The 24,283-nt window shown below is 70.8% G+C and carries 19 protein-coding genes, 1 other RNA gene and 1 pseudogene; 9 read left to right on the plus strand and 12 right to left on the minus strand.

Annotation, left to right across the window (positions count from 1 at the left end):
* Positions 1–224: 224 nt before the first annotated feature.
* A complete protein-coding gene (locus tag BGM09_RS30920; RefSeq protein WP_317452964.1) occupies positions 225–1,904 on the plus strand; it encodes a hypothetical protein in 1,680 nt (559 codons plus the stop codon).
* Between the two features lie 15 nt (positions 1,905–1,919).
* On the opposite strand, the gene BGM09_RS30925 is transcribed toward BGM09_RS30920, so the two are convergent.
* From BGM09_RS30925 to rnpB, 3 genes are all read right to left on the minus strand, one after another.
* Positions 1,920–4,103: a tetratricopeptide repeat protein gene (locus BGM09_RS30925; RefSeq protein WP_317452965.1), complete on the minus strand. Its 2,184-nt coding sequence runs from the start codon at positions 4,101–4,103 to the stop codon at positions 1,920–1,922.
* Positions 4,100–4,522: a hypothetical protein gene (locus BGM09_RS30930; protein WP_223187843.1), complete on the minus strand. Its 423-nt coding sequence runs from the start codon at positions 4,520–4,522 to the stop codon at positions 4,100–4,102. Before BGM09_RS30930 ends, BGM09_RS30925 begins: the two co-directional genes overlap by 4 nt.
* 242 nt (positions 4,523–4,764) lie before the next feature.
* Positions 4,765–5,170, minus strand: an RNA gene (rnpB, locus tag BGM09_RS30935) — RNase P RNA component class A.
* A gap of 187 nt (positions 5,171–5,357) precedes the next feature.
* Here rnpB and yaaA point away from each other — a divergent pair.
* Entirely contained in the window at positions 5,358–6,143 is a 786-nt protein-coding gene (gene yaaA, locus BGM09_RS30940) for a peroxide stress protein YaaA (protein ID WP_188285030.1), read from the plus strand.
* A 94-nt stretch (positions 6,144–6,237) separates the two neighbouring features.
* Positions 6,238–6,855, plus strand: coding sequence for a bifunctional 4-hydroxy-2-oxoglutarate aldolase/2-dehydro-3-deoxy-phosphogluconate aldolase (gene eda, locus BGM09_RS30945; RefSeq protein ID WP_188285031.1), 618 nt, complete (start codon positions 6,238–6,240; stop codon positions 6,853–6,855).
* Between the two features lie 46 nt (positions 6,856–6,901).
* Here the strand turns inward: eda and BGM09_RS30950 are convergent.
* From BGM09_RS30950 to BGM09_RS30960, 3 genes and pseudogenes are all read right to left on the minus strand, one after another.
* Positions 6,902–7,585, minus strand: a pseudogene (locus BGM09_RS30950) (histidine phosphatase family protein); the annotation flags it as partial.
* 14 nt (positions 7,586–7,599) lie between these two features.
* A complete protein-coding gene (locus tag BGM09_RS30955) occupies positions 7,600–8,343 on the minus strand; it encodes a zinc ribbon domain-containing protein (RefSeq protein ID WP_188285144.1) in 744 nt (247 codons plus the stop codon).
* On the minus strand, positions 8,340–9,263 hold the full coding sequence (locus BGM09_RS30960) for a Nif3-like dinuclear metal center hexameric protein (protein WP_188285033.1): 924 nt from the start codon (positions 9,261–9,263) through the stop codon (positions 8,340–8,342). The genes BGM09_RS30955 and BGM09_RS30960 overlap by 4 nt, the downstream gene beginning before the upstream one ends.
* A 327-nt stretch (positions 9,264–9,590) precedes the next feature.
* On the opposite strand from BGM09_RS30960, the gene BGM09_RS30965 reads away from it, so the two are divergent.
* Positions 9,591–10,889 (plus strand): hypothetical protein, encoded by a 1,299-nt coding sequence (locus tag BGM09_RS30965; protein WP_188285034.1) that lies wholly within the window; start codon positions 9,591–9,593, stop codon positions 10,887–10,889.
* Between the two features lie 897 nt (positions 10,890–11,786).
* Here the strand turns inward: BGM09_RS30965 and BGM09_RS30970 are convergent.
* Positions 11,787–12,452 carry a TetR/AcrR family transcriptional regulator gene (locus BGM09_RS30970; RefSeq protein WP_188285145.1) on the minus strand — a complete coding sequence of 222 codons (666 nt, stop codon included), beginning with the start codon at positions 12,450–12,452 and terminating at the stop codon, positions 11,787–11,789.
* A gap of 157 nt (positions 12,453–12,609) precedes the next feature.
* On the opposite strand from BGM09_RS30970, the gene BGM09_RS30975 reads away from it, so the two are divergent.
* Positions 12,610–14,079, plus strand: coding sequence for an MFS transporter (locus BGM09_RS30975; protein ID WP_188285035.1), 1,470 nt, complete (start codon positions 12,610–12,612; stop codon positions 14,077–14,079).
* Positions 14,080–14,249: 170 nt separating this feature from the next.
* Here BGM09_RS30975 and BGM09_RS30980 read toward each other — a convergent pair whose 3' ends face one another.
* Both BGM09_RS30980 and BGM09_RS30985 read right to left on the minus strand, forming a co-directional pair.
* A complete protein-coding gene (locus BGM09_RS30980; protein WP_188285036.1) occupies positions 14,250–14,414 on the minus strand; it encodes a hypothetical protein in 165 nt (54 codons plus the stop codon).
* A 484-nt stretch (positions 14,415–14,898) separates the two neighbouring features.
* Positions 14,899–17,055 carry an RHS repeat protein gene (locus BGM09_RS30985; RefSeq protein ID WP_188285037.1) on the minus strand — a complete coding sequence of 719 codons (2,157 nt, stop codon included), beginning with the start codon at positions 17,053–17,055 and terminating at the stop codon, positions 14,899–14,901.
* On the opposite strand from BGM09_RS30985, the gene BGM09_RS30990 reads away from it, so the two are divergent.
* On the plus strand, positions 17,042–17,179 hold the full coding sequence (locus tag BGM09_RS30990; protein WP_188285038.1) for a hypothetical protein: 138 nt from the start codon (positions 17,042–17,044) through the stop codon (positions 17,177–17,179). The two genes, BGM09_RS30985 and BGM09_RS30990, sit on opposite strands and share 14 nt — an antisense overlap.
* Positions 17,180–17,902: 723 nt before the next feature.
* On the opposite strand, the gene BGM09_RS31000 is transcribed toward BGM09_RS30990, so the two are convergent.
* The 3 genes from BGM09_RS31000 to BGM09_RS31010 all read right to left on the minus strand — a co-directional run bounded on the left by BGM09_RS31000 (position 17,903) and on the right by BGM09_RS31010 (position 20,949).
* The gene (locus BGM09_RS31000) at positions 17,903–18,841 is read right to left on the minus strand and encodes a 3-oxoacyl-ACP reductase (RefSeq protein ID WP_188285040.1); all 939 of its coding nucleotides are present in this window, start codon (positions 18,839–18,841) and stop codon (positions 17,903–17,905) included.
* Positions 18,842–18,855: 14 nt separating this feature from the next.
* Positions 18,856–19,941: a Zn-dependent alcohol dehydrogenase gene (locus BGM09_RS31005; RefSeq protein ID WP_188285041.1), complete on the minus strand. Its 1,086-nt coding sequence runs from the start codon at positions 19,939–19,941 to the stop codon at positions 18,856–18,858.
* A 135-nt stretch (positions 19,942–20,076) separates the two neighbouring features.
* Positions 20,077–20,949 (minus strand): MaoC/PaaZ C-terminal domain-containing protein, encoded by an 873-nt coding sequence (locus BGM09_RS31010; protein WP_188285042.1) that lies wholly within the window; start codon positions 20,947–20,949, stop codon positions 20,077–20,079.
* Positions 20,950–21,188: 239 nt separating this feature from the next.
* Between BGM09_RS31010 and BGM09_RS31015 the strand changes: the two genes are divergently transcribed.
* The 3 genes from BGM09_RS31015 to BGM09_RS31025 all read left to right on the plus strand — a co-directional run bounded on the left by BGM09_RS31015 (position 21,189) and on the right by BGM09_RS31025 (position 24,282).
* Complete coding sequence (locus BGM09_RS31015; protein ID WP_188285043.1) at positions 21,189–22,190, plus strand: ABC transporter ATP-binding protein; 1,002 nt, start codon at positions 21,189–21,191, stop codon at positions 22,188–22,190.
* Positions 22,187–22,918, plus strand: a complete 732-nt coding sequence (locus BGM09_RS31020) for an ABC transporter permease (protein ID WP_188285044.1) — start codon at positions 22,187–22,189, stop codon at positions 22,916–22,918. The genes BGM09_RS31015 and BGM09_RS31020 overlap by 4 nt, the downstream gene beginning before the upstream one ends.
* A 68-nt stretch (positions 22,919–22,986) precedes the next feature.
* Positions 22,987–24,282, plus strand: coding sequence for a sensor histidine kinase (locus tag BGM09_RS31025; protein WP_223187844.1), 1,296 nt, complete (start codon positions 22,987–22,989; stop codon positions 24,280–24,282).
* Position 24,283 lies beyond the last annotated feature (1 nt).

Here is a 24,283-nt window from a genome sequence, read left to right on the forward strand (position 1 = left end):
TGCCGCGCAGGGTACGGTGTCAGGTGCCCACCAACTTGCCCGGAAAGGTTGAGCCGCGGCTTGAGATGCGCTAACAGAATCACCACCGCGAGCCGCGAGCGGTTCTGGCGTTACCGACGGGTGTCGCCCGGTAGGGGCGCAGGGTAGTCGTGGACGCTAGCGCCGGCATGCCGCTCCGGGTTCCCGTGGGACGGGAAGCCTTGCGCTGGCGCACCTTTGGCGGCGTGCGAACCGTCGTTGCCGCGGCCCGGACCGTCACGTCGACCGCGCGGCTGCTGGAGACGCTGCCGCCGCTCGTACGCGGTGACGCCCGGGTCAGCACGGTGTTCGCGTACGACCCGACGTCCGCGTTCAGCGACGGTGTCCTGGATCTGCTGAAGGACGCCGGATGCAGGACGGCGCCGTGGGCTCAACTGGCGGACATCTCCCCCGACCTCCTGATCTCGGCCAGCGAGAACATCGAGGTACCGGAGGGCGACTGGCCGGTGCTGGTGCTGCCGCACGGCGTCGGCTTCCAGAAGACGGTGCCGGACTCCCGCGCCGACCGTTCCCGGCTGTCCGGCCTGGTGCCCGACTCACTGCTGGAGTCGGGCCGTGCGTGGCTGGCGGTCTCGCATCCCGCCCAGGAGGAGCAACTCCTCGGCGTCCAGCCGAAAGCCGCAGGGCGCACCCTGGTGATCGGCGACCCCGTCCTGGACGAACTCCGGGCGACGACGCCCAGGTCCGCGGAATTCCGGGCGGCCCTGGGCGTCCCGCGCGACCACCGGCTGATCGTCCTCAGCTCCACATGGGGTCCGACCTCACTGCTCGGCACACACCACGACCTGCCCGTGCGACTGCTCTCGGCCCTGCCGTACGACGCGTACCGTGTCGCCGCGATCATCCATCCCAACGTGTGGGCGAGCCACGGCGCATGGCAGATCCGTACGCTCCTGGCCGACGCCCTGGACGCCGGGCTGCTGCTGATCCCGCCCGTCCACGCCTGGCGCCCCGCGCTCCTGGCCGCCGACGCCCTGGTCGGCGACCACGGCTCAGTGACCCTGTACGGCGCGGCCCTCGGCAAACCCCTGCTCCTCGGCGCCTTCGGCTCCGACGCCGTACCCGGAACCGCCATGCACCGCCTGGGCCGGACAGCGGCGTTCCTTGACCCGCGAGGCGACCTGCACGCTCAGATCGAGTCGGCTGTCGCCGGGCGTCCCTCCGCATCGATGTCCGGCATCGCGGCCGGCGCCTTCACCCACCCCGGCCAGGCCCTCGTACGCCTGCGCACCGCTGTGTACGACCTGCTGCGGCTGCCCGAGCCGGACGACACGCCACCGCCGCTGTTGACCCTCCCCCGCCCGGACGCCCATGGCGGGACCGTGACGTCCTGGTCGGTGACCACCACCGTCTCCGCCGGGAACGGACGTCCCACGGTCACCGTCCTCCGCTTTCCTGCCGTCGCCGCCGTCGCCGCCGGCGCTGCCGTCGCGGCCGGAGCCGACGACATGTCCGCCCACGGCCCGGCCGGATTCACGCACCTCGCCTGCGACGAGGAAGAGCGGGACACCCGGATCAGCGAGAGCGCCGCCGCGCTCTTCCGGCACCGGCCCTCGACCACGCCGACGGCCGGACTGCGCTGGACAACCGACACGCTGCGCCGGTTCCCCGGCAGCTACCTCGCCGCCACCGCGCTCACCGCGGGCGGATACCTCGTCGGGCTGCGCGAGGGAGACCTGGTCGAGGTGTCGATCACCGGACCGACGACGGATGCGGGTCTTCCGGCCGCACTGGTCTACACCTGCCTGCGCGCCGGCATCCCTCTCGACGGCACGTCCCTGACGCTACGGGTCGGAACCGTCGAAGCGGATGTCGTCCTCCGCTTCCGGCCTGCGGCTCCCGGTGCACCGGCACGTTCCGGTTAACCGCCCGAACCGGCATCAGCGCGACCCGGCACCGGTGTCCGGGTCGCGCAGGCGTTCCAGCCTCGACCGGAGCGCGTCCCCCGCGGGGTTGCCTTCGGCGTCATAGACAGCGATGGCTTCGGTCAGGTGGTTCCGTACGGTCTCGGATGAACCGCCGGTCCGCTCGGTGATGTCGGCGATGGTGATACGGGCTTCCGCCTCATAGTGGGTCGCTCGCTGTTCCCGGAGTTGCCGGGCGGCCTCTTCGAGAACGTTCAGGGCCGTATGAGGGTCGCCGAGACGGTCGTGCGCGGCGCCGATCGCGGCGAGGGCTCGGGCGGCCATCCGTGGGTCGTCCAGGCGGGTGAGGTCGTCGTGGGCGCGTCGCAGGGTGCGCAGGGCCGATGCGTGGTCGCCCCGGGCGCCCTGCGCGCGGCCGAGGAAGAGAAGAGCGATGGCCGTGCCGCGCGGCAGTCCGGCGGCGGTGCTGAGGTCGGCCGCCCGCTGGTACGCCTGTACGGCGCGGGCCGGATCGAAGCGGTCCCAGTAGCGTCCGTCGAACTCCTGGACGGAGGCCAGCACGTCCGGCCGCCCGCCGACTTCTGCGCAGGCGACGGCCTTGTCCAGCTCCGCACGGGCCAGGTCGAACTCGTCGAGATCCATCAGGGGACGCGAGCGCAGGCTGCGCAGCCGGGCCTCGGCGGCCGGTTCAACGGCCGCCGAGGCGGCCGCCGCTCCCAGTCCGAGTGCTTCCTTCCAGTCCGCGAGATGCCTGGAGTGCAGGAAGTACACGGTGAACGCCTCTGCCAACTGCCATACGGGTGTCCGCAGTCCGCCTCGCGCGGCCTCGCGCAGAACGGCGAGGATGTTGGTCCGCTCAGCCGCCAGCCACTCCAACGGACGCGGACCGGCCGCCGCCCCGAAGGGGTCCGAGAACTCCCGCAGCAGCACGGACACGTCGGCGACGCGCAGCCGGTCCTCCCGTACCGCACGGTCGGCGAACGAGGTCAGTACGAGGTAGTGGGTGATGACCCGCTCCACCACTGCCCGTTGTTCGTCCGGTGCTTCTTCGGCGACGGCGCGCTCACGGGCGTGGAGGCGCACCAGATCGTGCAGCCGGAAGCGGCCGTCCGACAGCTCTTCCACCAAGCTCGCGGCCTCCAGGGCGGAGACGGTCGAATGCGCCGCTTCGAGGTCGGTCACGCCCACGGCCGCCGCGGTAGCGGTGTCGAAGGTCCGGCCGGGCAGCCATCCCAGCAACCGGTAGAGCCTGGCGGCGTCCGGTGGCAGGTCGGCGTAGGCGAGGCTGAGTACGGCTGACACGGAGTGCTCCCCTCGTAAGGACATCCCCGTGAGCCGACGTGTCTCGTCGGCCAGTTCACCCGCGAGATCGGCGACGGTCAAACGCCGGTTGGTGATCAGGCGCGCGGCCACGATGTGCACCGCGACAGGCAGTCCGCCGCACAGGTCCACGAGCGCGCGGGCAGCCGTCGGATCGGCGTCGGCCTTCTCCTCGCAGCGGTCCGCGAGAATCCTGAGACCGCCCTCGGTGTCCAGCGGTCCCAGGGGCACCTGCTCGGCGTGATGGCGAAAGACCAGATCGTCCAGCTGCTTGTGGCTGGTCACCAGTACCACGCTGCCCGCGCCGCCCGGCAGCAGCGGCGCCACCTGGCCGGGTTCGCTCACGCCGTCCAGCACCACCAGCAGTCGCCGTCCGGTGGTCTTCGTACGGAACAGCTCGGCCCGGTTCTCCACCGACGCGGGCACATGCTCGGCACCCACGCCCAGCCCTCGCAGGCAGATTCCCAGCGCTTCCGAGACGTCACCGCCGACCCGGTCCCGCAGCGGGGCGAAGTCGACGTACAACTGCCCGTCAGGGAACTGGTCGCGCGCATCGTGTGCCCAGCGGGTCACGGTGGCGGTCTTCCCCACGCCCGGGAGCCCGCTGAGCGCTCCGAGGCGGACGATCCCGGACCCGTCCGTCCCTGCCCCGAACGAGCGGTGCAACCGTGCGAGATCCGCTGTGCGGTTGATGAACCGTACCGTCAGGGGAGGCACTTGATCCGGCCGTACGTCGGGGCCGGGCGCGGGCGGGGCCGCGACCTGGAAGGTGATGTGGCCGATCTGGGCGGCCTGGACACTCGGGCCGTGGACCGTCCCCGACATGTCGTTGTGCACGTGGTGCGGCGCCTGACCGTCCTCGGACCCGGCGTCGGTCACGTCGGATCCCCGGCGGCGTCCGGACCCGCGGCGCCGGATGAGTTGCCGGAGGAGGTGCCGGAGGAGTTGAACGTCAGGTCAGTGAAATTCTGGCCTTGGACGACGGGGCCGTACTGGACGCCGCCACTCACCGAGTTGTGGACCACGACGGTCTGTGCGCCGGCCGCCGGGGCCAACTCGTCGAGCAGACGCCGCAGTTCGTCCGCCGCGGTCGGATCGGTCCGGAGCACCCGGCGCAGCCGCGCCCGCCAGACCGCCGCGATGTCCTCGGCGACGGCCTCCTCGTCGCCCTCGGTGCGGGCGGCCAGCAGGTCCTCCTGCGAAAGCCGTAGTTCCTCGGCGGCGACGTCGGTGCTGCCCGCCCGCCCGAAGAACGCGGCTACCCGGTCCCTCACCTGCGTCCAGGCGTCCGAGGCCATCAATCCCACGAGGGTCGTCGCCCCCGATGACACCAGGGCTGCCAACTCCGCTTCCAACGTTCCCCCTTGACCACCGGAACCCACCGCGACATATCGCTCCGCCCACCGTAGAGAGCCGAGTCGCGCTTGGGTAGTCAGCCTCGCCGGTACGGCCGGGAGATGTGCGGGGCGTCAGGGCGCTGCCGCGAAGGCGGGAAGATGCCCCGACCGGCACCGAAAGGCCAGGTCAGCGGCTGGTGCGGCAGACGAGTCGAGCTGTACGCCGGGTTCTGTCGCCGGACGGCCTCGCGGCCGGCCGGGAGACGGCCATCCATCTAGGGCCGGCGTTGCCACCGGCCTCGTGCGGTCTACCCGCGGACTCGGGCGGGCAGCCCTCGAACGTCCGCGCGGGTGCCGTATCGCTACGACGCCCTCTTGACCTTGCTCCGGGTGGGGTTTACCTAGCCGTCCAGGTCACCCTGGACGCTGGTGGTCTCTTACACCACCGTTTCACCCTTACCGGGGACCGAGATCCCCGGCGGTCTGTTTTCTGTGGCACTGTCCCGCGGGTCACCCCGGGTGGCCGTTAGCCACCACCCTGCCCTGTGGAGCCCGGACGTTCCTCGGGAAGCCCCCGAAAGGGCTTCACGCGGCCGTCCGCTCGGCTCGTCTGCCGTGTGGACCATGGTAGTGGCTACGCGGGAGCGAAAAGCACCGCGGGGTCGGCGGCAGACGTCGAGCGCACGATCGCAGGTCCTACTCTGGTGCGGGCACGTGAGCCGTACGGCCGCGCGCACCGTACGACTGCACGACCGCGCGCACCGTACGACCGCACGAACCGTATGAAGGAGATGCCGTGCTCGTCCTGTTGCCGCCGTCCGAGGGGAAGGCCACCGGAGGGACGGGGGCCGCGGTCGCGCTGGACTCGCTGTCGCTGCCGGGGCTGAACGAGGCGCGGGCGACGGTCCTCGACGAACTGGTGGAGCTGTGCTCGGGCGACGAGGAGAAGGCGGCGGAGGTACTGGGGCTCAGCCCGGGACTGCGCGGCGAGGTCGCCAAGGACGCGGCGCTGCGGACGGCGCCCGCGATGCCCGCCGCGGAGCTGTACACCGGAGTGCTGTACGACGCGCTGGGCCTGGCGACGCTCGGGCGGGCCGCGCGGCGCCGCGCCGAGGAGTCGCTGCTGGTGTTCTCCGGGCTGTGGGGCGCGGTACGGCTCGGCGACCGCATCCCCTCCTACCGCTGCTCGATGGGCGTGAAGCTGCCGGGCGTCGGCGGCCTGGCGGCGTACTGGCGGCGGCACATGGCCGATGTCCTGCCGGCCGAGGCGGGCGACGGCCTGGTGCTCGACCTGCGCTCGTCGTCGTACGCGGGCGCCTGGAAACCGGCCGGGGAGGTCGCCAGGCGTACGGCGACGGTCCGCGTGCTCCAGGTGACGGTGGTCGGCGGGGTCGAGAAGCGGACGGTCGTCAGCCACTTCAACAAGGCCACCAAGGGCCGTCTGGTCCGCGCCCTGCTGGAGTCCGGCGCCCGGCCGAAGGACCCCAAGGGCCTCGCGCGAACGCTGCGGAAGCTGGGTTTCACGGTGGAGGAGCGGCCGGGTACGGGACAGCTCGACGTACTGGTGCGCGAGATCCACTGAGGCACGCGGCGTAGCACCGCCCAGAAGCAAGATCCGTTGCACCCTGCGCAACGGCCGTTGCGCGCAATGCCGCCCGCCGGGCAGGATGACGGGCATGACTTCCGTGCTCGACCTCGCCCCCGTCATCCCCGTGGTCGTCCTGGAGGACGCGGCGGACGCCGTACCGCTGGCGCGGGCGCTGGTCGCGGGCGGGCTGCCCGCGATCGAGATCACGCTGCGGACGCCCGCCGCGCTGGACGCGATCCGGGCGGTCGCGGACGGCGTCCCCGGCGCGGTGGTCGGCGCGGGCACGGTGCTGACTCCTGAGCTGACGGACGCGGCCGTGGGCGCGGGGGCCCGTTTCCTGGTCAGCCCCGGCTGGACTGACCGCCTCCTCGACGCGATGCGCGGCGCGGGCGTGCCGTTCCTGCCGGGCGTCTCGACCGCCTCGGAAGCCCTCGGGCTGCTGGAGCGCGGTGTCACCGACATGAAGTTCTTCCCGGCCGGGGCGGCGGGCGGCGCCGCGTACCTCCGCTCCCTCGCCTCACCGCTCCCCCGGGCCCGCTTCTGTCCGACGGGCGGCATCGACGCGGCCCGCGCACCCGAGTACCTGGCGCTCCCGAACGTGGGGTGTGTCGGCGGTACGTGGATGGTTCCGGGCGACGCGGTCCGGGCCCGGCGGTGGGATCTCGTGGAGAGCCTGGCCCGCGAGGCGGCGGCGCTACGGGGCTGACGCCCTCACCAGCCGTACGGACAAGGCCCGTACGGATAGGGCCCGGTCACCGCAGGTGGGCCGTCTCGTTCAGCGACCGCAGCGACGCGTTGCCGTCCGCGTAGTACGCCACCTCCGAGAGCGACGCCGGGGCGAGGTACATCCGGAAGAGCGCTTCGGGCGGCGCGCCCAGGGCGAGGCGCGCGAGCGTCTTGATCGGGGTGACGTGACTGACGAGCAGTACGGTACGGCCGCGGTGGGCGGTCAGCAGCGCGTCGCGGGCCACGGCGACGCGGGCGGCGACGTCGGTGAAGCTCTCGCCGCCGGGCGGCGGGACGTCGGGTGAGCCGAGCCAGGCCGTGAGTTCGGCGGGCTGCCGGTCCCGTACCTCCGCGAAGGTGAGGCCGTCCCAGGCCCCGAAGTCCGTTTCGCGCAGGCCCTCTTCGAGATGGACGTCCAGGCCGAGGCGGTCGGCGGCGATCCGGGCGGTCTCGCGGCAGCGGGTCAGCGGCGAACTGACGACGGCCTCGATGTCGTGGCCTTCGCCCAGTGGCCGCTCTGTGCGCACCGGCCCTTCGGCGCGTACGCTCAGCGCCGCCGCGGCCTGTTCGGCCTGGCGCCGCCCGGCGGCCGACAGCGACGGATCGCTTCCGCCGCTCCCGGAGAACCGCTTCTCCCCCGTCAGCGCGGTCTCGCCGTGCCGCAGCAGGACGAAGGTGGTGGGCGCCGCCATGTCGGGCGCCGCACCCCCGTGGACCACCGCCACTACAGGCCGGACTCGGCCGTACGCACCAGGATTCGGCGGCAGTTCTCGCACCGCACGACGGTGTTGGCGGGCGCGGCCCTGACCTCGTTCAGCTCGGTGATGTTGAGTTCGAGGCGGCAGCCCTCGCAGCGCTTCTGGTAGAGCCGCGCCGCGCCGACGCCGCCCTGCTGCCCGCGGAGCTTGTCGTACAGCTTGGTCAGGTCGTCGGGCACGGTCCCCGCGATGACCTCGCGCTCCTTGGCCGCCGTGAAGCCCTCCGCGTCGATGCCCTCGATGGCGGCGGACTTCCGTGCCTCGGCCTCGGCGACCTTGGCCTGGACGGACTCGACGCGCGCGGCCAGTTCGGTGGCGCGCTCCTGGGCGCCCTCGCGGCGCTCCATAACGTCGAGCACGACGTCCTCCAGGTCGCCCTGCCGCTTGGCGAGCGAGGTGATCTCGCGCTGGAGGTTCTCCAGGTCCTTCGGCGAGGTGACCGCGCCGGAGTCCAGCCGCTGCTGGTCACGGGCGGAGCGCTGGCGTACCTGGTCGACGTCCTGCTCGGCCTTGGTCTGCTCGCGCGCGGTGTCACTCTCCTCGGTCTGCGCGGCGACCAGCAGGTCACGGAGCTGCGCGAGGTCGGCGCCGAGCCGCTCCAGCTCGGCGTGCTCGGGCAGGGTCCTGCGCTTGTGGTCGAGTTGCGCGATACGCGAATCGAGGGCCTGGACTTCGAGAAGTCGGATCTGGTCGGCGGGCTCGGCGTTCAGCGGGGGGCTCCTGTGCGGCTGGAAGGGCGGGAAGTGGATTGCGGGAGCTCCTGGCCGCCCCGGAATTCCGGGGTGTCCGAGCGCTCCGGGGCGACAGCGTGCACTGTCCACGGGTCGGTGACCGCGTACGAGACATGGGTGCGCAGCGCCCAGCCGTGCCGGTCGGAGATCTCGTCGAGCTGCGCGGCGGCCTGCTCGCACCACGGCCACTCGGTGGCCCAGTGCGCGGCGTCGACCAGCGCGGGCGCGCCGGACTCGCGCGCCTCGGAGACCGGGTGGTGCCGCAGGTCGGCGGTGACGTACGCGTCGACGCCCGCCGCGCGGACCTCGGCGAAGAGGCTGTCGCCCGAGCCGCCGCAGACCGCGACCGTACGGACCGTGGCCCGCGGGTCGCCCGCGATCCGCAGGCCGGTGGCGGTACGCGGCAGCCCTCGCGCCGCCCGCTCGGCGAATTCGGCCAGGGTCAGCGGTGCGGCGGTCTCGCCGATCCGGCCGAGGCCGCGGCGGCCCGCGGGGTCGGTGGGGTCGGGTACGAGCGGGCCGGTGATCCGCAAGCCCAGCGCGGCGGCCAGGGCGTCCGATACGCCGGGGTCAGCGCGGTCGGCGTTGGTGTGCGCGACGTGCAGCGCGACCCCGTTCCTGATCAGGTCGTGCACGGCGCGGCCCTTGAAACCGGCCGGGCCGGTCGGCGCCACCGTCGTCGTACCGCGCAGATAGAGCGGGTGGTGCGTGACCAGCAGGTCCGCGCCGATCCGTACCGCCTCGTCGACGACTTCCCGCACCGGGTCGACGGCGAACAGCACGCGCCCGACCTCGGCCTCGGGCTCGCCGCAGACCAGGCCGACGGCGTCCCACGCCTCGGCCAGCTCCGGGGGCCAGAGGGCGTCGAGCGCGGCGATGACGTCGGACAGTGTGGGCACGGTAGGAAGGTTACCTGGCCGCCCGTGTCCGCCGGATGCCGTACGCCGTGACCGCGGGCGCCGGGGGGTGCCACGACGGGTGCGCGGGCCCGTTCGTCAAGGGCGCGCGGGGCGCATCCGATGTTCACGGGGAGCGCGACCGCTCGCCGGGCGGAGCACATCTGCCCCTTCGCACGGAGCAGAACGGGAGAACCCGCACTCTTACGTGTGAACCGCACCGAGTCGCGTTGATCGTCCGGAAAAATGAAAACTACGGTCCTGTGCCGGAGGTGGATGAGTCATATGAGCGCCAGTACACATGCGAGTACACATGCCAGTGCCAGTGCCATGGAGATCCCCCCGGCCGTCCGCGTACTGCGCCGGTCGGGCTTCACGATCGCCGCGGACGGGTCGTACGCGGCCTGCCTCGCCGAGGCTCGCGTACCCGCGCCGGAGGGGGACGGGTACGCGGACGCGGGTGAAGACGGGAACGGCGGGGGCGGCGTCAGCGGCTGGTTCCCCGAGCGGTGGACGCTCGGGCCCGAGCCGTACGCGGTGCCGCTGCCCGGCGCCCAGCCGGAGGAGGCCGGGACGCAGGTCGTACCGCTGCCCGACGGGCGCGTCCTGATCCGGCGGCGGGTCGCCGACCGCCACGATCTGGCGCTGCTGTACCCGGCGGGGGCCGGTACCGGGGAGGTGCCGATCGGGTCGCTCGGCGGGGATGCAGTAACGCTTCTTCCCCCGTGTCCCTTGGGTGGGGCGGCTTTCGCGCTCGTCTACGAGGGGGGCTCCGGCGAAGGGGGTTCCGTCAAGGGGGACGGGGTCACGACCGTCTGGCAGGTGTACGGCGCCGGGAAGGACGGACCTGTCGCCGTCATGCGCGTGCCCGGCCGCTGCACCGGCGGCGTCTGGCTCGACCGTACGGGGCGACTGCTCGCCGTCGACCGTACGCTCGCCGGCCGCACGAAGGCCGTCGCCGTCGACCTGCGACTCGGCGAGGCCAGCCCGCTCCTCCAGATCACCGAGGACAGCGACGACCGGCTCGTCCTCGCGGAACCCGACAGCGGCCTGCTGCTCCTGCGCAGCGACGCCACCGGGGAGGCGCGGCTCGGCTGGGGCGTCCTCGGCAGCCGGCGGCCGGTGCGTTTCCCCGACGCGCTCCAGGTGCCGGGCATCCTGCTCACGCCGGTCGCCGCGCAGCCGGGGCAGATCCTGATGCCCGAGGCGGCGGTGGTCGCGCTCCGCGCGGAGGCGCCGGGCGGGGCGGAGTCGCTGGCGCTGTGGCGACCGGGTGAGCGGCGGCCGCACTGGCGGGCGTCCCCTCCGGGGTGGCTGGGGGCGACGGGGTACTGGGGGGCCGACGATTTGCTGCGGCTGCCGTGTTCGGTGCCGGAGTGGCCTTGTGGGGTGGCGCCGTACGAGGCACCACGGGTGCGGCCTGCCGCCGGGGCTTCAGGGGGGCGGCGGCGGCCGGCGGCGCTGCCCGCGGCTCTGCCTGGGCCCGGTTCTTCCGCTGACCTCGGCTCCGGTTCTTCCGCTGACCTCAGCTCCGGCCCTTCCGCTACGGCTCTGGCCGCGCCGACGCGGTTGCCCTGGCGGGTGCTGCCGCTTCAGCAGGCGCCGCTGGCCGCCGCCAAGGCGGGGTGACCCCCATGACCGGGACGTCGACCCCGCCAGTAGACTCACCCGAAGCCGCGCATCCGGGCACTCCGCGTGACCACCGCGGGGCGGCTTCGCCGCAGTCCGGGTCGAGTTTGTTCGCGCGCTTTCGGCGTAAGCCGGTTCGTTGTTCCACGGGGATTTCGGGGAGATTCAGGAAGATGTCGTCCGACGCGCGTTCCTCTCACGACCACGGGGGGTCCGGGGATACCTCGGGGCGCCACCGGGGGCCTGCTTCTTCCTCTGAGGAGGGTGAGGCTCAGCCTCAGGGGAAGCATCGTCGTCCTTCGGACGATTAGCGGGTTTTTCTTTTTTTCCCGCCCGCCCACCCGTGCGGGTGCTTTCTCCGTCTGCGGGTGCCGCTTGTGCCTGGTCGGTCCCGGTCCGGGGTACCTCCTCGAAATCCGTAACACCTGGCCATTCCGAATCCGGTGACGTTCCTGTCAACGTATTTCTGCGGGGGCACCCCGGCCCGTCCCCTTCCGGTACGTCGGCGTCCGACGGTCCGTGGGGGCTGGGAGGGCCGGGGGTGGGTGGGGCTCAGGTACGTCGGCGGTCGCCAGTCGGTGCGGGTGGGCGGGCGGGGGTGGGGCTCGGGTACGTCAGCGGTCGCCAGTCCGCTGTGGCTGAGGGGGGCGTCAGAGACCGCAATCGCACCCCGCGGTTCCTCCGGCCAAGGCCCGCAGGTCACCTCAGCCGTCCACGGACAGGCAGTCGTAGTCGTACCGGAGGGGACGGGGCGGGGTGCCCCCGCAGAAATACGTTGACGGCCGGGTACCGGATTCGGAAAGGCCAGGTGATACGGATTTCGAGGAGGTACCCCGGACCGGGACCGACACCACCGACACCACGGCCACCACGGAAAGGACGTCGGCGGGGGCGGTTTTAGGGGGTCCGCCCCGGTGGGGTGCCGGCTTGGAGGCGGAGGCCGGTCAGGGTGAGGTCGAGGGCGGCGCGGAATTGGTCGATGTCGTCGTGGCCGTCGAACTCGTCGACGATTTCGTGGACGAAGGGAAAGTCGGCGGGGTCGAGTTCGCGCCAGGTCTTGGCGAAGCGGCCGAGGAATTCGTCGCGGGTGACGGCGCCGTTGAGGACTTCCGGCGGGGGCTCCTGGCCGAGGTCGACGGCGGAGCCGACGACGACGCCGACGATCGCGGAGACGGCGTGGAAGCGCTGCTGGGCGGTGAGGTCGAGGCGGAGGGTCTGTTCGCCGAGCCTCTCGTAGACGAGCAGGGCGTTGGCCTGCACGTCGGTGTTGCGCATGAAGTAGGCGCCGAGCCAGGGCCGGCGCACGATCGCGTCGAAGAGGCTCAGGGCCATCGCGCGAAGGTCGTCGATCGGGTCGTCGCTGCGCGGCAGTGCCTCGACGCGGGCGAGGATCGCGCCCATCACGTGGTCGGTGGCGCGGTCGAACAGTTCGTCCTTGCTCTCGACGTACCAGTAGATGCTGGCGACGCCGCCGCCGAGGCGCTGCGCGAGGGCGCGGAAGGTCAATCCGGGCGCACCGGCCTCGTCCAGGAGGGCCACGGCCTCGGTGAGGACGGACTCCATCGAGTGCGAGGCCCGTCGGCGTCCCTGGGCCGAACGGTTTTGCAGGCGTGCCATGGCTCACATCCCCATCGCGATCTTGCATCGTATCGAACGTTGTTCTATCGTAGCGGATCGTACGTTGTTCGATAACCGAATGACGTTCGATTGGAGGACTGCCATGACTACTCCCACGCTTCAGAAAACGTCACACACCTACCCGTCCCTGAGCGCGGCGTGGATTCCGCTGGCCGCTCTCTGCCTGGCCTTCTTCGTCGAGATGGTCGACAACACGCTGCTGTCGATCGCGCTGCCGACGATCGGCCGTGACCTCGGCAGCGGGACGACCGCGCTTCAGTGGGTCACCGGGGCGTACTCCTTGACCTTCGGCGGCCTGTTGCTCACGGCGGGGTCGATGGCCGACCGGCTCGGGCGCCGCCGGGTGCTGCTGGTCGGACTCGCCGTGTTCGGCTCGCTGAGCCTGTGCGTCGTCCTCGTCACCACGGCGGGCGAACTCATCGCCCTGCGGGCCGCGCTCGGCGTCGCCGCCGCGGCGATGGCGCCGATCACGAACTCACTGGTCTTCCGCCTGTTCGACGACAAGGCCCTGCGCATGCGCGCGATGACGGTGATGATCGTCGTCGGCATGTCCGGCTTCGTCCTCGGACCGCTGCTCGGTGGCACCGCGCTGGCCCATGTGCGCTGGGAATGGCTGCTCGTCGTCAACGCCCCCATCGCCGTCATCGCGTGCGTCGGCGTCCGGCTCGGCGTCCCGGCCGACCGGCCGGAGGACCTGACCAAGGACAAGCTCGACCTGCCGGGCGCCGTCCTGAGCGTCGCCGCCATCGGACTCGCCTGCTACTCCCTGACCAGCGGCGTCGAGCACGGCTGGCTCTCCGCGATCACCCTCGCCTCGATCGTGGGCGCCGTCGTGGCCGCGATCGCCTTCGTCCGCCACGAGCGCAGCACCCCGGCGCCCATGCTGGACCTCAGCCTCTTCTCCAACGGCACCGTTCGCGGCGCCGCCATCGCCCAGATCGGCACGTCCATCGCGATGGCCAGCGTGATGTTCGGGCTGATCCTCCACTTCCAGTACGCCTACGGCTGGAGCCCGGTACGCGCCGGCCTCGCCAACCTGCCGATCATCGTGACCATGCTCGCCGCGACCCCCTTGTCCGAATGGCTCGCCCGCCGGTTCGGCCACCGCGTCGCCTGCCTCGTCGGCGCCGCCTGCCTGGCCGGCGCCCTCGCCGGCCTCTCCTGGGGCGTCGACCACGGCTACGCCGCCATCGCCGTCTGCATGGTGATCATGACCGTCGGACTGCGCACCGTCATGACGATCTGCGCCGTCGCCCTCGTCGACGCCATGCCGAGCAACCGCACCTCCATCGGCGCCGCCCTCAACGACACCGCCCAAGAAGTCGGCTCCAGCGTCGGCACCGCCATGGTCGGCACCCTCATCGCCGCCCTCGTCACCACCCAACTCCCGCCCGGCACCTGGAGCAGCGCCCTCGTCGCCTCCTTCTTCCACGGCGAACGCATCACCTACGCCCTCCTCGCCCTCCTCGTCGGCCTCATCGCCGCCGGCGGCGCCCTCAGCCTCACCAACTCCCACACCCTCGAAGACCCCGCCACCGAAGCCCCCGCCTGACCACGCACAAGAGCAAACCCCGCCCACCCACTCCCTGGGCTCCGGGGAGAATCCCGTCACTCCCGGTTTGACCGGTTGATCATCGATGCCTGGACATGAGACGAGCACGGCTCTTGTGGATCATGGAGTTCTCTACGCTCCCAGATCAGCAAGGCTGCCGTGCTCGTCGCTCAATCTTCCCTCATGTCCGTGTCCCTGAGCGCCTCGCCCTGCTCGTCCTGTACGCCCAGGTCAGGAAGCTGCCCTGGCGGGACATCCCACTCGGGCACCGCACTCGCGACCACGCCGACCACCTCGACGAGGTCCGCCGGCTCAAAGTCGCCGCTTTCAGCCACCTCGACTACCCCGGCGCCCGCCAGACGATCCAAGTCGTACGGTGGCGACGCGACTTGAGGACCGGGAAGCTGACCATCGAGCGCGTCTACTTAATCGCCACTCCGCACGGTCCGCCACGCAGCCGACCCGCCCTACTCGAACCACCCATAAGGGCGCGAAATCTATGCCCAATGACCACTGGAAGTGATTTGATTGAGAAATCCCCAGCGGCTCACCTTTCCCATCTCCCGCCACGTTAGGCTTCATAAGCCAAGGCCGAATGTTGAAATCAGTCCGAGTTGTTGCGGTACGGTCCAACCACCATGGCCGCCAGGAAGGGCGTAGCCGTCATAATCGGAAGCGAGGTGGAGAAATTCCCCGTGATCAACCTGTGGGCCACCACCGTAATAATATAAACAGCCGCAAATACTGCCCCCTTGATCAACCTGGATAGACCAAGATAGCGATTCAACCATCTTGCACACCGGTCAAGAAACAGCATCGTCACTTACCGAACCTCTCCAACATCATGGTCACTTCGTATTCCATCTGCGTTACCTGTATTTGCAGTTGAAGGTACCGCCCCTCCAGATTGGCCCCTACGGCCGGGCCGGCCGCTCTCGTCGTCGCCTTCAACGTCGAGTAACGCGCCGACCCCAGGCGAAGAACCCCGATCGTAAGGAAGCCGAGAGCACCTCCTGTCACAGTATCCTTGATGAAAACCGGGTCATTCCACGGTGTGTGCCCGCCGCTTATTACCTCGTCACTCGCTGCCGCCGCGCTAGCCCCTACGGCAACGGCACACGCAATACCCGTTTCAGGACAAAGAAATCCCGATACGCCGATCGAGAGGTAGGTCAGACCGGATGCGATCGTAAGCGTTGTTGGATCCGGGGCTGGTACCACGTCGTACGGCAGTACAGGAGAACCGGACTTCACGTGGCCTACTCGCCGAGTTCCATACTGGCACGTTTGGTAAGCAGAGCCCTGAGAGAGCATGCAGGCCGCCATGTACCGCTCCATGGCCTGATCGGCGTCCCCAGAATCGATCCACTGCGCCACGGAAGCTACTGTCACTGCTTTCGAGCCTTTATAGCCCAGTTTTTTGAGTTTTTCGTACTCGTCGCTGGTTGCTGGATAGCCGAGGAACAAAATGGTGGCCGTGGTGGGTTGCTTGGGCTTGGCTGTGCCCCCTGTTGACAGCTGACCGTAGTTGGGGTCGTGCGGCTGGCCGTCCAGTGTGCACATTGGTGGGCAATCACTGTCTGGAGTGGTGCTCGTACTTGCCGGCCGAGTAGAGGGTTGCGGGCACGCCTCTTCGAAATTGCCGCCGCAAGCAAGGCGTGTGCCTGTGGGGTCGCTGTTGGTAACAGGGGTGTTGTCGGCGTAGTCGTAGCCGCTGAGGGACTGGGGGTCATTGGGGTCAAGGAGGGGGTCGACGCTGATGAAACGGCCGGTGGTGGGGTCGTAGTCGCGGGCGCCGATGTGTGTGTAGCCGGTGGTGGTGTCGATGTCGCCGTTGACGAAGCCTTTCTGGCCGGGCCAGAAGCTAGGGGCGGTGCCGCGGGGGGCGCCGTAGGGCATGGTCTTGCGGCGGTTGAAAGCGAGCGTGGTGGCGCTCACAGAGAGGGTGTTGGTGCCGTGCGGATCCGCTACCAGGAGGCGGACGCGGGCGTCGCTGCTGGTGCGGATGGCTGAGCCGCCGGGGATTGTGTAGTAGCGAGTTCCGGCCACGGTGTTGATGGACTTAGTGAGGGCGAGTTCTTGTCCGCCAGGCAGGTAGAGGGTGGTGACAGTGGGTTCGCGCTTGAGGATGCGGGTGCCATCAGCGTCGTAGAGGAACGCGGTGGTGGCACCGGAGACCGCAGAAGTGGCCAGCCGTCCCTGTTGGTTCCAAGTGAGGCCCTGCGCGGCTCTGGTGGCGGGGGTCTTCGTGGTGAGGTTACCGGCTTCGTCGTACTGGTAGGTATCTGTCCCTGTGGCTCCGCCTGTGGCGGTGACGTTGAGCACCGCGTGGGGCCGTGCGGCACCGGTGGTGGTGGGGTAGGTGTAGTTGCGGGTCGTGTTGGCCGTGATGGGGCCGGCTTTGTGCTGAGTCTCCGTGGCCCGGTCGGCACTGTTGGTGAAGGTCCAACTGGTCCAGTACGGGTCCACGCTGCCGAGCGCCGGGGTACCGGTGCCGTTGACTGGTCGGGTCGTGCAGGCGTCGGCGGTGGTCCATGCTTCCGACAGACGCCGGGCCCAGTCGTAGGCGAAGCACTGGTCGTCGGCGATGGTGCCGTCGTTCTGATCGTCCCGGACCCGCGTGACGTTCCCTGCCGTGTCGTAGGTGTACTTGATGTTCGACAGGGTCTGCGGTCCGGATGCCTGGCGGTCGACGAGCGTTGAGGCCAGGCGGTGAGTGATGGCGTCGTACCCGAGAGTCTGGACGACCATGGCTCCGGTATTGCCGAGCTGAGCCTGGGCGAGTTCCCCGAAGAGGGTATAGCTGGCGCCACGCAGGTAGACCTGCGACAGCGTGCCGTCGACGATACCGAGTTGGTCCTGGTCACCATAGTGGTTGGTGACGGTCTCGGTGGGCAGGGCCGTCGTGGCGTTGGCATTGCCGGTGCTGTAGGCAGTGGTGGCGGGCAGGCGGGCGTTCGCCGTGCTGGACACCATCGACGACGCGGACCTGCACGAGGTCGTGATCACGGTGGACGCGATGCACGCGCAGAAAGATCACGCCCGCTACATCGTCGAGGACCGCCACGCCCACAACCTGCTATCGGTGAAGAACAACTAGCTTACGCTCGCGGGTCAGTTGAGAAAGTTGCCCTGGGCCAAGGGCATCTGTCCTTGACCGTTCATGCGAGCGGGGACACGGCCGCAAGGAGATACGGGAGGTAAAAGTCGTCTCCGTGGACGGCCTGCTCTTCCCGCACGCCCGCCAGGTCGTTCGCATCCACCGCAAACGCCGGCCCCTCGGTGCGAAGAAATGGCAGACCGAGACGGTCTACACAGTCACGGACCTGCCCGCCCACCAGGCATCCCCCGCCGAGATCGCCTCCTGGGCCCGCGACCACTGGATCATCGAGGACACCGTCCACTGGATCAAGGACGTCACTTTCCCCGAGGACGGCAGCCAAATCCGAAGCCGCCACAGCCCGGCCGTCATGAGCCCCTTACGCGACCTGACCCGGCTGGACCAACATCGCCAGCGGCAGACGCGCTCACACCCGCCTCGACACAGCCCTCAACCTGCACGGCATCCCATGATCAAAACGGACGAACGGGATTCTCCCCGGGGCCCTGCACCCACCCCCACCGGACAGGCGGACGCCGACGTACCGGGAGGGGACGGGGCGGGGTGCCCCCGCAGAAATACGTTGACAAGAAGGTCACCGGATACGAGGGGCCAGGTGTTACGGATTTCGAGGAGGTACCCCGGGCCGGGACCGACCCAGGCACAAGCGGCACCCGCAGACGGAGAAAGCACCCGCACGGGTGGGCGGGCGGGAAAAGACAACTAGGAGCGGCGCAGCCGCAACACCTCAACGGCAGAAAAAGAGCCCCGCTCCCCCCCTTCGAAATACGGCGTCAAAACCCCGTCAAGCTCCCCATACGAAAAAACCGACTTCTCCGTGTCGAACTGCGCCGCCACCACCGGCCGTTGCAGAACGGCCACCATCCCCCCGTGCACAACGAAAACCTGCCCGGACACCCCCGCGGCAGCGGGCCCGGCAAGGTACCCGACAAGCGGAGCAACATGCTCGGGAGCCAGCGGATCGAGCCCCCCGGCCTCGGCAGAGCCGAACACGTCAAGCGTCATCCTCGTCCGCGCCCGCGGACAAATGGCGTTGGCGGTGACCCCGTACCGCCGAAGCGCCTCCGCCGTGGACGTCGTGAGCCCGACAATGCCCCCCTTCGCGGCGGCATAGTTCGGCTGTCCGGCCGACCCGGCGAGAAACGCCTCGGACGCGGTGTTGACGATGCGCCCGAAGACCGGAGCCCCGGAGGACTTGGCGCGCGAGCGCCAATGCGCGGCGGCGAACCGGATGGTGTTGAAGTGGCCTTTGAGGTGCACCCGGATGACGGAGTCCCACTCGTCCTCGGTCATGGAGAAGACCATGCGGTCGCGGAGAATCCCGGCGTTGTTGACGAGGATGTCGAGCTGCCCGGAGCGCTCGACGGCCAACTGAACGAGTTCCGAAGCCTGTTCGTGGTCGGCGACATCGCCGTGGTGGGCGACGGCGCTGCCGCCCGCGGCGGCGATCTCGGCGACGACCTCCTGCGCGGGGGTGGCGGAGGAGGCGCCGGAGCCGTCGCGGCCGGGCTGCCCGAAGTCGTTGACGACGACGTGCGCCCCGAGCCGGGCGAGTTCGAGCGCTTCGGCGCGCCCGAGTCCGCGCCCGGCCCCGGTGACGACGGCGGTCCGCCCGGCGAGCGGGAGTTCACCGTTCGGCATTGGCTGATCCCCCATCAGATCGTGATGCTCGTACGCAGCGCGACACCCGTCCGCATCTGGTCGATCGCCTCGTTGATGTCCTCCAGGCGCACGCGGTGCGTGATCAGCCCTTCGAGGTCGATGCGCCCGGCGCGCCAGAGCCGGATGACGCGGTCGTAGGAGCGCAGGACGTCGCCGCCGCCGTAGAGGGACGGCAGGATGCGCTTCTCGTCGAAGAACAGCTCGAACATGTTGATCTGGAGGTTGTCGTCCATGGCGCCCGCGCCGACGATGCACAGGGTGCCGCCGCGTCGGGTGGCGTCGTACGCGGCGCGCGCGGTCGCGGACTTGCCGACCACTTCGAAGACGTAGTCGAAGCCCTCGCCCGCGGTGAGCCGGTTCTTGGCGTCGGCGAGGCCGTCGGGGTCCACGGACTCGGTGGCGCCGAAGCGGCCGGCGGCCTCCCGGCGGGACTCGACCGGGTCGACGGCGACGATCTCGGCTGCGCCCGAGGCCCGCGCGCCCTGGATGACGCTGATCCCGACGCCGCCGCAGCCGATCACGGCGACCGACGAACCCGCTTCCACCCGGGCGGTGTTGAGGGCGGCGCCGATGCCGGTGGTGACCCCGCAGCCGATCAGCGCGGCGATCTCGTACGGCACGTCGTCGGGGATCGGCACCGCGCACCTGGCGTCGACCACGACCTCCTCGGCGAAGGTGCCGGTCCCGGCGAAACCGAAGACGTCGGGTGAAGCGGCTCTGGGGCGGCGGTAGTTGGCGGTGCCCGCGTTGAGGAATCCGGCGATGCACAGCTCGGTCTGGCCGCGCTTGCAGGACGCGCACTCGCCGCACGCGGGCAGCCAGCAGACCAGGACGCGGTCACCGGCCTTGACGGACGTGACGCCCTCGCCGACCTCGGCGACCTCGCCCGCGCCCTCGTGGCCCGGCACGAAGGGGGCGGGCTGCGGCAGGACGCCGTTCATCGCGGACAGGTCGGAGTGGCACAGTCCGGTCGCCTTGACGCGGATACGTACCTTGCCGGGCCCGAAGCCCGCGGCCTCGATGTCGTCGACGACTTCGAGCTTGTCCTGGCCGGTCTCCTGCTGGATGGCTGCGCGCACGGTACGGCTCCCCTCGGATGGTGCGAAGACGTTGGTCGCTACGGAGGCCCGGCAGAAGACCGGGCCGAAAGCTGCTGAGCCGAAAGCCGCTGAGCCGGAAGCCGCCGGGCGCGAGGCCCGGTGTGCCCCACGGGCTCAGGTGTGCTCGATGACGGTGTCCGCCAGGACCGGCGCCTCGTCCCGCTCCACGGCCGCCACCGCGGCCACGATCCGGCCGGGACCCGCGCCGCCGTCCCCGTCCGCCCACATCCGCACCCGCAGCGTCTCGCCGGGGTAGACGACACCCGCGAAGCGCGTCGCGTACGACCGGATACGGGCGACGTCGCCGCCGAGCAGCGTGTCGGTGACGGCCTTGAGCGTGGCGCCGTACGAGCACAGTCCGTGCAGGATCGGGCGGTCGAATCCGGCGGTGGCGGCGAACTCGGGATCGGCGTGCAGCGGGTTCCAGTCGCCCGACAGCCGGTAGAGCAGCGCCTGGTCCTCGCGGACGGGTACGTCAACGGTCTTGTCGGGGGCGCGGGTTGGTGGTTCCGGACGGCGGGAGGGACCGCGTTCGCCGCCGAAGCCGCCTTCGCCGCGGACGAAGATCTCGTTGTCGGAGGACCACAACGGCCCGTCGTCGTCCGCCACTTCGGAGCGCAGCACGATGACGGCGGCCTTCCCCTTGTCGTAGACGGCGGCGACCGATCCGGTCCTTACGGCACGGCCGCTCACCGGCAACGGCCGGTGGAGTACGAGGCGTTGGCCCCCGTGCAGGACGGCGGCGAGGTCCACGTCGATGCCGGGGCCGATCGAGCCGTCCACCGAACCGGGCCCGCCGCCCGCGACGGTCGCGAAGCTCGGCAGTACGTGCAGCCGGCTCTCCAGCGTGTAGCGCAGTTCGTCCGCGCCGGTGGCCGGGCGCCCGGCGCCGATCCCCAGGTGGTAGAGGAGAACGTCCTTGTGGTTCCAGGCGATTTCGGTGCGGCGCGGCTCGGCCGCGAGGGCCTTGGCGACGTCGATGGGCATGGTCCCTCCGAGGCACTTCCGGTGACGGGTACTTCCGGTGCGCTGGCTAGAACATGTTCTAGAGGTGGTTTCTGTATAACGCAAAGCCCAGGAAGTGAGAAGAGCTGACACATCGTCAGGTGAGACGATTCCCGTCCGCCCCGCCCGCCGGAGCCCCCCGCACCCGTGACATTTGTACTGCCCCGCTCCGGACATTCACCTCTGCCCGCCCCGCCTCTCCCCTCCCTACGCTCCTGGCCATGGAGAAAACCTCACCCGCCGTACGCTTCACCGCCATCCACAAGAGCTTCGGGCCGGTCAGGGCCGTGGCCGGGATCGACCTGGAGATCGCGCGCGGCGGCACGATGGCGCTGCTCGGCCGTAACGGAGCCGGGAAGTCGACCGCCATCAGCCTGCTGCTCGGCCTGGACCGGCCCGACGCCGGCGAGGTGCGGCTGTTCGGCGGCACGCCGCAGGAGGCGGTCAGGGCCGGGCGGGTCGGCGCGATGCTCCAGGACGGGCGGCCGATCCCGCGCGCCACCGTCAAGGAGTTGGTGACGTTCGTGGCGACCACGTATCCGCGCCCGATGCCTGTCGCGGAGGCGCTGTCGCTGGCCGGGATCACGGAGTTGGCGGGCCGCCGCGTGGACAAGCTGTCCGGCGGCCAGACGCAACGGCTCCGCTTCGCGCTGGCCGTCGCGGGCAACCCGGAACTGATCGTGCTGGACGAGCCGACGGCCGCCCTCGACGTGGAGGCGCGGCGGGTGTTCTGGCGGTCGATGCGCGGTTACGCGGCCCGCGGCAACACCGTGCTGTTCTCCACGCACTACCTGGAGGAGGCGGACGAGCACGCCGACCGCATCCTGGTGATCGACCGGGGCCGTACCGTCGCCGACGGCACCGGCGAGCAGATCAAGCAGGCCGTCGGCGGCACGCTCGTCTCGTTCGACCTCGCCGGGTCCGGCTCCGCGGGCCTGCGCGCGCTGCCCGGTGTGACCGGCGTCGAGATCCGCGGCGACCGGGCCCTGCTGCGTACCTCCGACTCCGACGCCACCGTCGTCGCCCTCGCGGCGAGCGACCGTGTCCGCCGGTTGGAGGTCGTCCCGGCCAGCCTGGAGGACGCCTTCCTCACCCTGACCGCACCCCACCCGGCCACCGAACTCCCGGCCGCCCAGCCCCCGGCCGCCGAACTCCCGGCTACCGACCCCCCGACCCCGCACTCCACGCCCGCCCGCCCCCTCAAGAAGGAAGCCGTCCGATGACCGAGTACGTGAAGCTCGAAGTCCGGCGCGCCCTGCGCGACCCCGGCTTCATCGTCATGGGCTTCGCCATGCCCGTGCTGATGTACCTGCTCTTCACCAACCTCGGGGTCGGCGGCGACGGCCAGGACAGGATCGACTACGCGCGGTACTACATGGTCGGCATGGCGGCGTACGGCGCGCTCGGCGCGTCGATGGGAATCGGGACCGGCGTCGCCGAGGACAAGGGTCTGGGCTGGCTGCGGCAGCTCCGCGTCACCCCGCTCAGCCCGTTCCGGGTCGTGGTCGGCCGGGCGCTGACCGCCGGGGTGACGGTACTGCCCGCGATCTGCGCCGTCCTGCTGGCCGGGGCGCTGGTGAACGGCGTGCGCCTGGCCGTGTGGCAGTGGGTCGCCACCGCCCTGCTGCTGTGGGTCGGCACGATCCCCTTCACCCTGCTCGGCCTCGGCAACGGCTACGGTCTGACCGCGCAGACCACCGGCGTCACGAGCATGGCCTGCATGATGGGCCTGTCGATCGTCGGCGGCCTGTGGATTCCGGTCGACGCCTTCCCGCACTGGCTCGCCCAGGTCTCCCAGTGGACGCCCGCCCAGCGCTTCGGCCAGCTCGGCTGGAGCGTGCTTGACCGGCACGCGCCCGGCGCGGGTACGGTGGCCGTGCTCGGCGGATGGCTGGTCGTCTTCGCCGGTTACGCCGTCCTCTCCTACCGGCGGGGCGCGCGGACCGCATGACGACGACGCACCAGGCGACCCCCCGCCGGGACACGTACAGCGCGTACCGAACGGGGACGGTGACCGCCATGACGGCGAACAACGGCATGGCCGACGGCGTGACCGACCGCCCGCCCGGCGCGGCCGGCCACCCGGCCGAGGCCACGGACAAGCCGTGCGGCAGGGCCTTTTGGCGGCGCGGCACACCGCACGACTTCGCCCGCGAGATCGAGCACATCAAGTCCCCCGACGGCAAGGCGTTCTACCCCTGGCTGCTGATGGTCATCGGCCCCGGCAACGACATCGCCCAGAGCCGGGTCCCCGCCCCCTGGCTCGCGGGCTGCGGCCTCGCGCTGTTCTGCCTCTTGTACGTGTTCACGGTCCGTTCGGCTTTCCACGAGCGGTGGCGCAGGGGGCCGGTCCCGTACCGTCTGCTGGGTGCGCTGGCCGTCTGTACGGCCACGCTGGCCATCGCCTACGGCGGGAATTTCCTGCTGCTGTACACGCTGGTCTCGCTGAGCGTCGGCGCCGTGGCCTCCACCCGTCGCGGCCTCGGCCTGATGCTGACGCCGCTGAGCGCGACCGCCGGAGTCACCGCGAGCACCCACGGCCAGGGCTTCTGGGGCACGGCGGGCCTGGCGTACGGCACCTTCCTGTCCGGCCTGGTCGTCTCGGTGATCATCACGCTCTCCTACGCCGTCGCCCAGCTCAGGGAGACCCGGCAGGAGCTGGCGCGCGGCGCGGTCGCCCAGGAGCGGATGCGGTTCTCACGCGACCTGCACGACCTGCTCGGGCACACCCTGTCGGTGGTCGTGGTGAAGTCCGAGGCCGCGCGCCGGATCGCGCCGCGCGACATCGACGCGGCGCTCGCCCAGGTCGCCGACATCGAGGCGGTCGGCCGCCAGGCGCTCACCGAGATCCGCGAGGCCGTCACCGGTTACCGCGAGGGCAGCCTGTCGACCGAACTCGACCGGGCCCGTTCCCTCCTGACCGCCTCCGACATCGAGGTCGTGGTCCAGGAGTCGGGCCCGCCCCTGCCCCCGCAGACCGAGGCGCTGCTCGGCTGGGTGGTCCGCGAGGGCGTCACCAACGTCGTCCGGCACAGCGGCGCGACGCAGACCCGTATCGAACTCGCCACCGGGCGCGGCCGGGCCCATCTGACCATCAGCGACAACGGCCGCGGGTCCTGTCCGCCGCCGTCCGGTCAGGACGGCGACGCCAGGACCCGCACCGGTACCGGCCTGCGCGGCCTGACCGAACGCCTCGCCGCCGCCGGCGGCTCCCTCACCTCGGGCCCGGCCGCCGACGGCGGCTTCCGTCTGACGGCCGCCCTCCCGGTGGAGGAGGACGCGGCCCCGGCCGCTCGCACCGTGCCGGCGCGCTGAC

Source organism: Streptomyces sp. CBMA29, assembly GCF_014596445.1.
Taxonomy (GTDB): Bacteria; Actinomycetota; Actinomycetes; order Streptomycetales; family Streptomycetaceae; genus Actinacidiphila.